Source organism: Cohnella rhizosphaerae (assembly GCF_029525575.1).
Classification (GTDB): domain Bacteria; phylum Bacillota; class Bacilli; order Paenibacillales; family Paenibacillaceae; genus Cohnella; species Cohnella rhizosphaerae.
This window is the reverse complement of the sequence record NZ_JAPDIA010000001.1, coordinates 653,592-667,002: the sequence shown is the minus strand read 5'-3', so window position 1 is coordinate 667,002 and position 13,411 is coordinate 653,592. Positions and strand designations below refer to the sequence as shown.

The window sequence follows — 13,411 nt, the reverse complement described above, 5'->3', positions numbered from 1 at the left end:
TCGCAGTAATCGAATCGCATCTAAAATTAAACTTAGGCGAATTGGTCGGGAGGAGGCGCTTTGGCGCCTTCCTCCCCCCATCCATTTGGAAAGGAAGTTGGCGAATGAGGCAAACCAAGAGAGTCGGCTATTCCTCCATGCTGAGAAAGCTCCAAATCTTCTGCTTGAGTCATTTGCTGGCCAGCGCTTTTCTGTTAAGCCTTCTTGCGTCGGCGACTTCGGTCGCGTACGCCGCCTCGGGGTTCACGTTGTCCGTCTCGGACAGTCAGCCGATCGTCGGCCGCGAAGTGAGCGTCCAGGTGGTTGGCCAGGAGCTGAACGACGTGTATGCGGCAGAGCTGCAAGCGACGTTCGACGCCGATCATTTGCGTTTCAAAAGCGCAACCAGCGCCCGATTCGGATATGCCGTGACGCCTTCCGTGAACGGCGGCCAAATCGTACTGGCGTTTACGAAAGTCGGACCGATCCCCGGTGAATCCGGGACGGCCGTGTTGGCGGAATTGGTATTTGAAGCGAAGGCGCTCGGCAGCGGCACGATCGAGCTGAAAAAAGTAAAAACGGTGGACAGCGCGATGAAAGTCGCCGATATCGACGCGAACACGACCGCGAGCGTGACGGTGGTCACGGCGCCGAACGATCCGGGCCCGGGCACCGACACGGGAAGCGGGAACGGCTCCGGCGGAGATACGCCTGTCGTCGTGGACGGCGAAGGCGGCAAAGTCGTGATCACGCCGACGCCGAAGGTCGATGCCGCCACGGGCCGGGCCGTATCGAAAATCGACGAGCCGACCTGGCTGAAGGCCGTCGCCAAGACGGTGGCAGGCGGCGGCGAACTCAAAAAGATTCGATTGGCATTGTCCGAAGCGCCCGGCGCCAAATCTTACGCGCTCGAGCTGCCGGCTTTGGCGTTTCGCGCTTCCGCAGAGGCGTTGCTTGTCGAAATTTCCACGCCGCTGGCCACGGTCACGGTGCAAAGCCATATGTTCCGGGACGGCGGGGTGCCGGCGGGCGATATCGAATTCCGCATCGAGCAAGCCGATATCGGCGGATTGAACGAACAACAGCGCGCGCAAATCGGGGATCGTCCCGTTATCGACGTGAGCGTGTTCAGCGGCGGACAGAAGATTTCCTGGAGCAATCCGAAGGCGCCGGTGACGATCAGCGTGCCTTACCGTCCGACGGCGGAGGAGCTGGCAGCGCCGGATCATATTACGGTCTGGTATATTGACGGACAAGGCAAGGCGACCGCGGTACCGAGCGGCCGGTACGATTCGGCATCGGAGACCGTTCAGTTCCAGGTGACGCATTTAAGCCAATACGCCGTCGCCTTCGTGCAAAAAACGTTCAATGACCTCGGCAAAGTCGCTTGGGCGAAATCGGCGATTGAAGCGATGGCTTCCAAAGGCATCGTCAACGGCGTCACCGCGACCGAATTCAGGCCGGGGGCTTCCGTGAGCCGGGCGGATTTTGCGCTGCTGCTCGTCCGAACGATGGACCTTCAGGGCGAGGCGGGCGAGGCGTTTTCCGATGTGGCGGCGGACGCGTATTATGCCGACGCGGTGGCCGTGCTGCGCGGCATGGGCATCGCCACGGGCTCCGGCGACAATAAGTTCCGCCCGGGCGATGCCATCGCGAGACAGGACATGATGGTGCTGATCGCGAAGGCGTTGGCGTACGCCGACAAAGCCGTGCCTGCGCCTGCCGAACCGCTGAGCGGATTCACCGATGCCGGCAGCGTGGCAGCGTACGCGCGCGACAGCGTCGCCGGACTGATTGATGCGGGCCTGGTGAACGGGTCGAATCAGCAGATCCATCCGAAGGCGTGGACGACGCGGGCGGAAACGGCCGTGCTGATGCAGCGCCTGTACAACTATTTTTATAACTAACGGCAAATAGCAAGATTACGAGCAAGGAGAGGCCTCGTCCGCGTTGAAGCGGCGGGGCCTCTTCTTGCTCGTTTGCGGGATTAGTCGAACGGCAAGCCGCCAGGCAGAGCGCAACGGACTCAGGAGACGCTAATTCCTTAAAAAACGGTCCAATGAGGATCGTACCGGACTGGAGAGGCGTTATTCTTCCGGATCAAGGCTAAAAAAACGCCAACCAACCGGCAATAGCGGCGCCCGGGTCCGCGAGCGGGCCGCTTATCGCGACAGGAACAAAAATAAGGGCTCCTCGGTCCGTTCGCTAAAGTCTATGGTTAGGCAATTCGACGAAAACAGGATAGAAAGATTTCGCGGCGCTTTTTTTGTAATCGCTTAATAATCGTCTACATTCGCAATCGATCTCTACCTCGCAAAAAAAGAGGAGGTGATATATTTACGGGGCAATATAAAAAGATTGGAAGGGGAATGGATTTGAGCAGGAAATGGAATAAGGTTTTGGCTCATGCGCTCGTATGGTGCATGGCAGTCGTTTCGTTCCCGTTTGTCACGACATCAAATCCGGCGTTCGCAGAAGAGCCGATCGAAGCGCCGGCGACGGCGACGGCAGCCGCTGCGGGCAGCGGCACGCCGGATCGCATTCGGGACGGCGTTATTTTACACGCCTTTGATTGGAATTTAAGCGTCATCCAGGAGAACCTGCAGGCGATCGCCGACGCAGGCTTCACGGCGATCCAGACGTCGCCGATCATGGGCAGCTCCTCCGGGGGGACCGGCTGGGCTTCTTCCTATACGCCCCGCAACATGGTCGCCGGCGGCAACGGCAACAAATTCGGCGACAGGGACGCGTTCGTGAGCCTGACCACCGCGGCCAACGCGCTCGGCATCAAGGTCATCGTCGACGTGATCGCGAACCACATGGGCGCCGCCGCCAACTCGGATGCCCCGTGGAACGACAGCACGTATTTCCACAATGTGACCGGCAACGTAGGCTACAATGACCGTTTCCTTCTGACCCAGCCGGAGATGATCAGCGGGCTGCGGGATCTGGACACGCACGCCAAGTTCGTTCAGGATTCCTACATCGCTTATCTGAAGGACATCATCGATGCCGGCGCGAGCGGGTTCCGCTACGACGCCATCAAGCATATCGAGCTGGACGACGACGTGCCCTCCCCGGCGAGTATCGCCGCGGGCGCCACGAATCCGAAATATGCGGACGGGCAGTTCGCCAGCGATTACATTAAAAACGTCACCGGCGCCGCCAAGGCGTACCTGGAAGAGAAGGGCAGAGTCAACTTCCAGTACGGCGAGGTGCTCCAAGGGGGTAACCCCGACATGGACAGAATGCAAGGCTATTCCAAGTATGTCGACCTGACCGCTTCCAAGTACGGGCATGATGTGCGGAGTGTCCTCGAAGTCGGGGATATCGGTCGTCTCGACAAATGGGCGGATTACGGCGCCGAAGGCCTGACGCCCGACCGGCTGGTGCCTTGGGTCGAATCCCATGACACCTACAACAACGAAGGCGAGTCCCTGAGCTTCAGCCCGAAGCAGATCAGACAGGGCTGGGCGATGATCGCGGCCCGCAAGGACGCATCGCCCCTGTTCTTTGCCCGCAACATTAATGCCGACGGCACGCAGAGAGCCAACGTGCGCACCTCGGACAACGTCGCCAACAGCCGTCCGCAATGGACGCATCCCGAAGTCGTGGCCGTCAACAAGTTCCACAACGCGATGGCGGGACGCGACGAGAACCTGGTCAGCCTCGGCAACAATGCCGTCATGATCGAGCGCGGCACGAATGAAGCCGGCGGCGGCGCGGTGCTGGTCAACACGAGCAAGACCGACCGCGTGCTGGGCAGCGTGCCGGTGAAGTTCCTGAAGGACGGCTTCTATGTCAACGCGCTGAACCCGAGCGACGTGTTCACCGTAGCGAACGGCAGAATCAGCGGGACCCTTCCCGGCAACCCTGCCAAAGTATCGAATACCGACACCAATCCGAATCCGGGCCTCGTGGTGCTGATGGACCGCGAGAGCGCAACGCCAGCCATTCTGGCGGCCATGCCGAGCGACGACGACGTCATCGCGGGCAATAGCTTCACCGGCAATGAGCTGAAGCTCAGACTGTCGGCGGTCCATGTGACCGAAGCGATGTATGCCGTCAACAACGGCGTCGCCGCGAGCTTTGCCAACGACGACATCATCACCGTGAGCGCCAACTACAACGACCCGCTCACCGTCACGTTGATGGGCCGGGCATCCGGCGGCAATTGGATGACCCGGGAATTTACCTACACGCGGGTTGAACCCGAAAAAGCGACCGCGCCGCCGGTCGCGGAGCCGACGCACGTCAACGTTTACTTCTCCATCAACCGCCATGCGAACTACCAGGCTTGGGGCACCTACACCTACGGCGTAAGGGCTTATACCTTTAACCCCGAGCTGTTCGGCGGATGGCCGGGCGGCACGATGACGAGAATGAAATACAACGGCGCCGACACCCACTGGTACATGATTAAGATGCCGCGGGCTGCCGTCGGCGGGATTATCTTCAACACCCGCACCAACGCGGACGTTCAACAGCAATCCAATCAACCGGCGATCACCGCCTCCATGCTTAACAATGAGCAGCTGTATTTCTACGGTACCAGCAATACGCTGACGAACTATAACATCAACGGCTCGTCCGATACGGGCAACAACGCACGCGCCAACTGGGACACGGCGTTTGCCGCGGGCAACAACATCGGCTACGCAGCCAGCGGCGTATTCCCGCCGGGACGCAACGGCGTGATGTTCAATACGTCGGGCGGCAGCGCGGTCGCCAATCAATACGTCCGGGACGGCGCAAAAGCGACCCGGCCGGCGACGGATCCTACGCGCGGCGGTTATCTGTTCGACGGAAAATGGTACGCCGATGCGGCGATGACGCAGGTCTACGATTTCGACAAGCCGGTGGTCAACGCCCTCGGCGAAGATCAAATTTACGCCATGACGCTTTATGCCGGATGGATCAAGCTGGATGCGGACAAAGCCTTGGTCGATTTCAACACCCAGGGCGGCAGTCCGGTCATGTCCGTTGCCAACGTCGTATACGGCACCAAGATCGCGGCGCCGCAGCCGCCGATCCGAAACGGATATACGTTCGGCGGCTGGTACAAGGATGCGGAGTTCAAGAACGAATGGAACTTCGGCGCGGATACGGTAGCGGCGTCGACGACGCTGTTCGCCAAGTGGAACCTGGTATCCTATGCGATCGCTTATAAGGATGGCGCAGGCTCTGCCGTCATGCCGGGCACCGAACCGGCCGCCTATTCGATCGTAACGCCGGCGCTCGACCTGATCGCGCCGAGCCCGAAGGAAGGCTATACCTTCGTCGGCTGGTTCACCGATCCGCAGTTTAAGCCGAGCTCCAAGCTTACCGGCATCGCGGAGGGCTCCGTAGGCGATCTGACGCTGTACGCCCGCTTCGATGCGAACCGCTACAATGTCGCGCTGGATCCGCAGAGCGGGTCGGGCGGTACGGCGAGCGTATCGGTCTCCCATGGCGGCAAGCTGCCGATCGGCATCGCCGCGCCGGAAAGAGCCGGCTACGTGTTCAGAGGCTACTATGAAAACACGGACGGAAAAGGCCAGCAGTACTACAACAGCAACGGCGTCCGCGTGTTCGAGGGCACATGGTCGACCGAATCGGTCACCAGCTTTAACGCACACTGGGTTCTCCAGGGGGATCTGGACGCCGAAACGGTAAAGGCTGCTGTCGCGGCTCTTGAAGTGGGCTACGCCGAAGGCAACGATGCGGCGCTCGTCACGGGCAACGTGACGCTGCCGACGGCGGCGGCGGGCGATGTCTCCGTCACCTGGTCGAGCGACAAGCCGGAGGTCATCAGCGCGGCTGGCGCAGTCGTGCGTCCTGCGGCAGGCGAGCCGGATGCTGCCGTGGTTCTGACCGCGACGTTGACGAAGGGCGAAGCGACCGACAAGAAAACCTTCACGGTCGTCGTCAAGTCGCTGACGATCGAAGACCGGACGACGCTCCGACAAGCGATCGATGCGGCGCAAGCCTTGCAAGACGGAGCGGTCGAGGGCGTAAACCCGGGACAATATCCGGCAGGCTCCAAGGCCGTGCTGCAAGCAGCCATCGCAGCAGCAGAGACGGTATACGGCAATAAGGCCGCAACTGCGCAGCAATTGGACGATGCGCTGACAGCTGTGGCATCGGCGGCTGATACGTTCAAGAAGGCCGTCATTACGCAAGGTCCGGTCATCACACCTGATCCGGCAACGCCGACACCTACGCCAACGTCGACGCCAACCCCAACGCCGACGCCTGCCGGCGACAAAAAGGTCGTTACGACCTTTAACGACGAAGATCTGAAGCGGTTAAGCGGCGATCAGGTTCTAAGCGCAGCGAAGGACGCGACGCAGGTTCTGCTTCCGATCCAGGCAGCCGACCTGACAGGCAACAAGCCGATCCGGATCCAGTTTAACGCCGTCTCCGTCGAGCTCCCTGCAGAAGTGCTCAGCGCAGCGCAATCGAGCGCAGCAGGTCGGCCGGCAGACAAGACGAAGATCGCGCTGGAGGTTGCGCCGGTCTCGCAAGCGAGAGCGGAGCAAATCCAAAATGCCGGTCTTATCAACCGCGCTGCCGTCAAGGTCGTCGGACAAATGTACGAATTCTCGCTGTCCGTCACGACCGATGGCAACGAAGCGACGAAGATCGGCGAATTCGCAAAGCCGCTTACGCTTCGGTTTGCGGTGGAGGGAGCCGTCAATCCGGATCTGACGGGCGTCTACTTCATCGGCGGCCAAAATGAGCTGCAATACGCGGGCGGCAAGCTCGAAAACAACGTTATTGCCGCGCAGGTTCGTCATTTCAGCACCTACGCCGTATTGGAAATCGACAAGCGCTTCAGCGACGTAAGCGAATCGAACTGGGCTTCTCCGGCCATCAAGTCGCTTGCCGCGAAGCAAATCGTAAACGGAACGACCGAGACGGAATTCACGCCGAATCGCTCCGTGTCGAGAGCGGAATTCGCGGCGCTGCTGACGAGAGCGCTCGGTCTCCGATCGACGGGCTCGAATCCGTTCAACGATGTTAAAAAAGACGCGTGGTATGCGGATGCAGTGGCGGCCGTATACGAAGCGGGAATCGTAACCGGCCGCGACCCGCAGACGTTTGAACCGGCCAAGACGATTACCAGGCAAGAAGCTGCCGTGATGCTGATGCGCGCCTATGCGTTCCAAAGCGGGAACCGCGACGTTCCGGCGGCAGGCGCCGCATTCTCGGATCAGGCGAAGATCAGCGCATGGGCGCAGGATGCCGTGTCGCAGGCGAACGCGCTGGGTCTCTTGAAAGGCAAGGGCGCAAACGTCTTCATGCCGCAAGCTTCCCTGACGCGGGCAGAAGCCGCGCAGATCGTCTACACCCTTATGAATAGCTAATGATCGCAGCCATAAGCCCCAATGCCGAAAGGTACGGGGTTTATGGCTTGCTTATCATGATGCAAGCAAAAAGCGCTATCCGTGATAATATAAGGGGAGATCGGGAGGGGGAGATCGTGAAATTAGGTTTTATATCCAGGCGCTTTCGGCAATTCACGTTTAAACACCGGATTATTTCAATCTTTTTCCTGATCGTTCTGATCCCCTTTGTATGTCTGGGATTGGCTTCTCTTTTTACCATCAACTCCATCCTCGCCAATAAGGTCGGGACCTCTCTTCAGAGCAACCTCAAGCAAGATTTGCTCATTTTGGACAATACGTTAAACAACTTGAATCACGTATCCCAGCAGCTCGCTTTCGGCGGAGGGACGAACAGGATCCTGGAGCAGCTGCAGGAGGAGACGAGCCGATTCGAAATTATAAGACTTCGGAACGAGATGAAATACGAGCTGAACGTCGTTACCTTTTCAAACCCGAATGTCGGCTTGACGCTGTATTACAATCAAGAGACGGGCGAATACGATTTTGAAAATTTCATGGTCAGAGAATCCTTTAGTCCAAAGTCACTTCCAATTATGGAAAGCTATCCGGAAATTACTTATTTCGGTCCGCATAAAAGCTATAATAGGTCGTCGAACCAATTGGTTTTCAGCATCATGCGCAAGGTAAACGTGGCCAATCAGGACATACAATTGTACGTAGAGACAGGCTTTAATACGGCTCAGAAGCTATTGGAATCCAAATCCTCGGACAGCAGATCGCGCAATCTCCTCATTCTCAACAATGAAGGCAGAATTACGTACACCCAGGATGAAGCGCATTTCCCGCTGAACAGTCTCTTTCCTGCAAGCGACAAAAAAAGTAGCGTCGGGCGTACACGGACATTCCGTATGGCATAAAGAAACGAGCAACCAGGGTTGGAGTCTCGTGTCGGTCGTGCCCGAGAAGGAATTGAACCGGGAGAAAAACCAGTGGTTTTTGCAAATCGCGCTATATTTCTTATTATTCGAATTGGCCGCGATCGGACTCGCCCTCTTCTTGTCAAGAATGGTCTATAAGCCGCTCGAACGCTTTAACATGGAAATTAAAAATTTGGTGCAATCCAATGCCAAGGACAATACCGAATTAACGAATATTCCCGAATTCGATTATCTTCTGTTCAAGATTCGCGTGATGAAGAAAAAGGTATGGGAGCTGTACGGAGAAATCGAACAGAAAGAAAAAAGAAGAGCGGATTTAGAGGTAGAGAAACTGCTGTACCAGATCAATCCGCATTTTCTGATGAATACGCTCGATACCGTGCATTGGCTCGCGATGATGAACGGGCAGGAGGAAATCGACAAGCTGACGCTCTCCCTCAATAAACTGCTGCAATACAATTTGGGAAAAATGGGCGGAGGCACGACGATCCAAGGCGAGATCGAAGCGCTGAAGGAATATTTGCAGCTTCAAAAAATCAGATACGACTTCCAGTTCGACGTCGATATCGACGTGGACGAGGAAGCGATGCAGCTGGAGATTCCGCGGTTCATTCTTCAGCCGCTCGTGGAAAACGCGCTCTATCATGGCGTTAGCGACGACGGTTACGTTCATGTCGACATTCGGTTAAATGAAGAGCTGGAAATCAAGGTCCAGGATAACGGGATCGGGATGACGCCGGAGAAAATCCAGCAGCTGTTGAACGACGATCCGCCGGACGGACAGAAGGTAGGAATGGGAATCGGCATGAAGTACGTGATCCGAATATTGGAATCAAACTATGGCGATCGGGCGATGTTTACGATTAAAAGCGAGATTGGCAGCGGAACGATCGTTTCCTTAAGCTTGCCTGTGTATAGAGGTGAACACTCATCATGATTCGCGTCCTGGTCGTCGACGACGAAAAAATGGTTCGAATCGGTCTGGTCAACTTCATGCCTTGGAAAGAATTCGGAATGGAAGTCGTGGGAGAAGCCAATAATGGCGAGAATGCGCTGAAGTTTATCGAGAATAACAAGGTAGATTTGCTGCTGACGGACCTTTCGATGCCGGTCATGTCCGGCATTGAACTTATGAAGGAGGTCAGCAAGCATCACCCGCATATCCAGGTCGTCGTGTTGACGCTGCATACCGATTTCGAATACGTGCAGGAGGCGCTGCGGCTTGGCGCCATCGATTATATTGCCAAAACGCAGCTCGAGAAGGAACAATTCGAGGATGTGCTGGGGAGAATCGCCTCTTTGTTGGATAAGAAAAAGCTTGGCGTTCAACAAACGGAAAGAAGTCAAGTCGATCGGGTGTATGTCGTCTACCGGTTAAATCAGCATAGCGACGATCCGAAATGGGATGCCTCCGTGCCCCAGGACGCCGTTGAGGTCGAAATGGGCGTATGGTACTGGCACGATATGCCCCCGGGCGCTTGGACTTCGAGCGCCGGCCATGCACTTGTATGCTTTAGCGACCTGAAGGAGCTGGACCGCAAGGCGATCGTGCAGCTCATTCGGACTTACCGCAGAAACGGCTTTTTTTTACGATTATGATCCTGCACGCACGCTTCTCGATATCCGTCGGGACGAGATCGTGAACATGGGCAAGGACAGCGGTCATGATCTGAATGAATTGAAAAGCAAGTGGCTGTCCCCGGATTGGCTCTACGACGACCGTATTTTCGGGCAGATGCTGCAGGAACTCAAGGCCATCAAGCTGCCGCCGATCCGATTGACCCGATTGTTCTTCTCGCTGACGGACGAGTGGAACCGGCTGTACGGGCAGGCTATGGGAAGCCCTGTCGTTATGGAGGATTCGTTTCATTACTTCCTGCAATTCGGAGCGTGGTTAAGCGGCGCAAGGGACGCGATCCGGCAGGCGAATATCAAGCCGCAGTTTTCGCTCGAGATTCAGAACAGCATCGCGAAGGCGACGAATCTGGCCCAAACGATGATGAACCAGTCTTTGACGGCAGGCGAAATGGCGCAAATGGTCAATATGAGCAGCAGCTACTTCAGCCAATGCTTCAAGCAAATCGTAGGGAAAACGTACACCGATTATTTAAGGGACGTTCGCATGGAGCGGGCCAAGCATTATTTAAAGAACACGGCCAGAACCATCCAATGGATCGCGGAACAAGTCGGCTATAACGACGATAAATATTTTAGCCGTCTGTTCAGGGAGCATGTCGGCGTGCTGCCAAGCGACTATCGGCAAGCGAGCATGCACGACAAGCACAGTTGAAGCAGGCGCAAGCGAAGTAGAAATTCGTCCGAAAACAGGTTAGACAGTTTTCGGACGGATTTTTTATTTTTATGATCTTCATCGGATTGTCATCCTCATTGGCAAGGATCTTCTAACGCGGCCCATGGGCCTGACAAACTATAATAAATCTGCAAGGATGCGAAGTGAATAAACCATCTTAAACCATCTGGGGGAAAGAAAATGAATAAGAGTTTCAAAACCTTGGCAGTCGGTCTGACCGTTGCGTTCAGCTTGGGCGCATGCGCTAGCAACAACAACGCGGACAACAACGCAGCCGGCAGCGCGAGCCCAGCGGCAAGCAGCAGCTCGAGCAGCGCCGCACCGTCGGAGGCGGCCGTCGATCCGATGGGCAAGTTCGCGGAGCCTGTCGAAGTAACGCTCGGCAGAGGTGTCGATCCTACCTACAAATACGAAGGCAATGACACGGCGGAGGACAACATCTATACCCGCTGGCTGAAGGATTCCTACAACATCGTCGTGAAGCACGAATGGGAAGCCGCTCCTGCCGATTACGGCCAAAAGGTAAGCTTGGCGATCGCGAGCAACAACCTGCCGGATGCGATGCTCGTTAACGAAACGCAGCTGAGACAAATGGTGAAGGCCGGACAGCTGGCCGACTTGACGGAAGTATACGACAAGTACGGCGCTGAACGGTTGAAGCAGATTTACAAGACAAACCCGGGCCTGCTTGAAGGCGTCACGTTCGACGGCAAGCTGTACGCGCTGCCTGAGACGACGCTGCCTTCGGCGCCGATGACCTGGATCCGCAAAGACTGGCTCGACAAGCTCGGACTCGAAGCGCCGAAGACGCTGCAGGACCTCGAGAATATTGCCAAAGCCTTCAAGGATAACAAGATGGGCGGAGAAAATACGCTCGGTATCGTAGGTACGCAGCAGGGCGGTTCGTTATACTCCACGTTCCTGTCGTCCGGCGACCACTTCATGAATTTCTCTCCGTTGTTCTTCGCGAACGACGCCTACCCAGGCATTTGGGTGAAGGATGACAGCGGCAATGCCGTGTATGGCTCGACGACGGCCGAGACCAAGAAATCGTTGGCACTGATGCGCGACTGGTACGCCAAAGGGATCCTCGACAAAGAAATCGGCCTGAGAAAGAGCACGAAAGAAGCGCTGACGAGCGGGCAAGCGGGCATCTTCTTCGGACCTTGGTGGTCGCCGTACGATCTGCAGGATTCGATCAAGAGCAATCCGGAAGCCAACTGGAGACCTTATGCCGCGCCACTTGACGATGCGGGCGTATTCAACTCCAACCAGGCGACGGGAAGCAACTTCATCGTCGTGAACAAGAAATACGAGCATCCGGAAGCCATCATTAAAATGCTGAATCTGCACGTATCCGAAAAGCCGGAAAGCTACAAGACGGCCGTTGGAAAAGAAATGACCTCCCAGGAAATTCCGTTATTCCTGATCATGGGCTTCGGCGATCAACTGCAGTACGCCGTAAAGACGACGCAAAAGGTGCTTACGGGCGAAATGAAGCTTGAAGAAGTCGACAAAGCGAACTATGGCTTTACGTATGAGCTTGCCTCGCACGTGAAGAACATCAAAAAAAGAGCCGTTCGACAACTATGATATCCAATATTGGGATCAAAAGACGGATCCGGACTTCTTCGCCCACGTCTACGCGCATCTGAACGGCGGATCTACGTTCGTAGATGCAAACGTCAACTATGTGAAGAGCATCGCCACGGCTCAAACGAAAACGATGCAAACGAAGTGGACCAACCTGAAGAAGCTCGAAGACGAGACCTTCCTGAAAATCATTATGGGAATCGCGCCGGTCGACGAATTCGATACCTTCGTCACGAAATGGAAGCAGCAAGGCGGAGACGAGATCACCGCAGAAGTCAACGAACTGAAATAAAGGATCGGGTCAAGGCGAGTGGAAGCTGCACTCGCCTTGATGATCCTGTTAAGGAGAATGGATATGCTTAACCGAGGCGTTTCTAAACATTATTTTTTGATGCTCCTCCCCCGGTTTGATATGGCTCGCGCTTTATAACGTGCTTCCTATGTATGGCGTGCTGATGGCCTTTAAGGACTTTAATCCGGGACTCGGCATATTCAAATCGGAGTGGATCGGTCTGGACAACTTCGAGTACATGTTCCAGCTCGACGACAGCAAAGTCATATTCAAAAATACGATCGTGATCGCGCTGTTTAAAATGCTCGGCAACCTGATCGTGCCTTTAGTTTTCGCGCTTATGTTAAACGAAGTGAAGAACAGACTGTTTACCCGGTCGGTTCAAACGATCGTGTACCTGCCGCACTTTTTGTCCTGGGTTATTATCGCGGGCATCATGCTGGATATCTTTTCCTACGCCGGCCCGATTAATCAGGTTCTCTCCATGTTCGGCGCCGAGCCGATGCTATTTTTCGCAAATCCTAATCTATTCCCCTGGATGGTTGTTTTCAGCGACATCTGGAAGGAATTCGGATTCGCGGCTATCATTTTCTTTGCTGCTTTAACTTCCATCAACCCTGAAATGTACGAAGCGGCTGCCATTGACGGCGCCTCCCAGTTTAAACGGTTGACGCGTATTACGCTTCCGAGTATTTTACCGGTCGCCGTTTTGCTTGGTACGTTAAGTCTAGGAAATATTTTAAATGCCGGCTTCGATCAAATATTCAATCTGTATAATCCAACGGTTTATTCTACCGGCGACATTATCGACACCTGGGTTTACCGGGCGGGTCTCATCGATATGCAATACGGACTTGCGACGGCGGTCGGCTTGCTTAAATCGGTTGTGGGTTTGGTTCTCATCTCGGTTTCGTATACGCTGGCCTACCGTTTTGCAAACTACAGAATTTTCTAACAGAAAGACGTG

Annotated in this window: 8 protein-coding genes and 1 pseudogene; all 9 read left to right on the top strand. The window is 55.7% G+C overall.

From position 1 onward, the window contains the following. Positions 1-104 precede the first annotated feature (104 nt). The 9 genes and pseudogenes from OMP40_RS03130 to OMP40_RS03095 all read left to right on the top strand — a co-directional run bounded on the left by OMP40_RS03130 (position 105) and on the right by OMP40_RS03095 (position 13,399). Positions 105-1,886: an S-layer homology domain-containing protein gene (locus OMP40_RS03130; protein WP_277529039.1), complete on the top strand. Its 1,782-nt coding sequence runs from the start codon at positions 105-107 to the stop codon at positions 1,884-1,886. 468 nt (positions 1,887-2,354) lie between these two features. Further along, positions 2,355-7,328 (top strand): InlB B-repeat-containing protein, encoded by a 4,974-nt coding sequence (locus tag OMP40_RS03125; RefSeq protein ID WP_277529037.1) that lies wholly within the window; start codon positions 2,355-2,357, stop codon positions 7,326-7,328. A 47-nt stretch (positions 7,329-7,375) separates the two neighbouring features. Next, a complete protein-coding gene (locus OMP40_RS03120; RefSeq protein WP_277529035.1) occupies positions 7,376-8,227 on the top strand; it encodes a hypothetical protein in 852 nt (283 codons plus the stop codon). Between the two features lie 28 nt (positions 8,228-8,255). Beyond that, a complete protein-coding gene (locus tag OMP40_RS03115; RefSeq protein ID WP_277529033.1) occupies positions 8,256-9,185 on the top strand; it encodes a sensor histidine kinase in 930 nt (309 codons plus the stop codon). Next, positions 9,182-9,847: a response regulator gene (locus OMP40_RS41140; protein ID WP_420871877.1), complete on the top strand. Its 666-nt coding sequence runs from the start codon at positions 9,182-9,184 to the stop codon at positions 9,845-9,847. The genes OMP40_RS03115 and OMP40_RS41140 overlap by 4 nt, the downstream gene beginning before the upstream one ends. Before the next feature lie 46 nt (positions 9,848-9,893). Beyond that, positions 9,894-10,538 carry a helix-turn-helix domain-containing protein gene (locus tag OMP40_RS41135; protein WP_420871891.1) on the top strand — a complete coding sequence of 215 codons (645 nt, stop codon included), beginning with the start codon at positions 9,894-9,896 and terminating at the stop codon, positions 10,536-10,538. Between the two features lie 201 nt (positions 10,539-10,739). Continuing rightward, positions 10,740-12,152 (top strand): extracellular solute-binding protein, encoded by a 1,413-nt coding sequence (locus tag OMP40_RS03105; RefSeq protein ID WP_277529031.1) that lies wholly within the window; start codon positions 10,740-10,742, stop codon positions 12,150-12,152. A 100-nt stretch (positions 12,153-12,252) separates the two neighbouring features. Beyond that, entirely contained in the window at positions 12,253-12,444 is a 192-nt protein-coding gene (locus OMP40_RS03100) for a hypothetical protein (protein ID WP_277529030.1), read from the top strand. A 63-nt stretch (positions 12,445-12,507) separates the two neighbouring features. Continuing rightward, positions 12,508-13,399: pseudogene (locus OMP40_RS03095) on the top strand (ABC transporter permease). Positions 13,400-13,411 lie beyond the last annotated feature (12 nt).

What these genes read in the sequence shown, in the direction of transcription:
- OMP40_RS03130 (WP_277529039.1), top strand. Translation starts at nt 105, where the DNA reads ATGAGGCAAACCAAGAGAGTCGGCTATTCCTCCATGCTGAGAAAGCTC.
- OMP40_RS41140 (WP_420871877.1), top strand. Translation starts at nt 9,182, where the DNA reads ATGATTCGCGTCCTGGTCGTCGACGACGAAAAAATGGTTCGAATCGGT.
- OMP40_RS41135 (WP_420871891.1), top strand. Translation starts at nt 9,894, where the DNA reads ATGGGCAAGGACAGCGGTCATGATCTGAATGAATTGAAAAGCAAGTGG.
- OMP40_RS03105 (WP_277529031.1), top strand. Translation starts at nt 10,740, where the DNA reads ATGAATAAGAGTTTCAAAACCTTGGCAGTCGGTCTGACCGTTGCGTTC.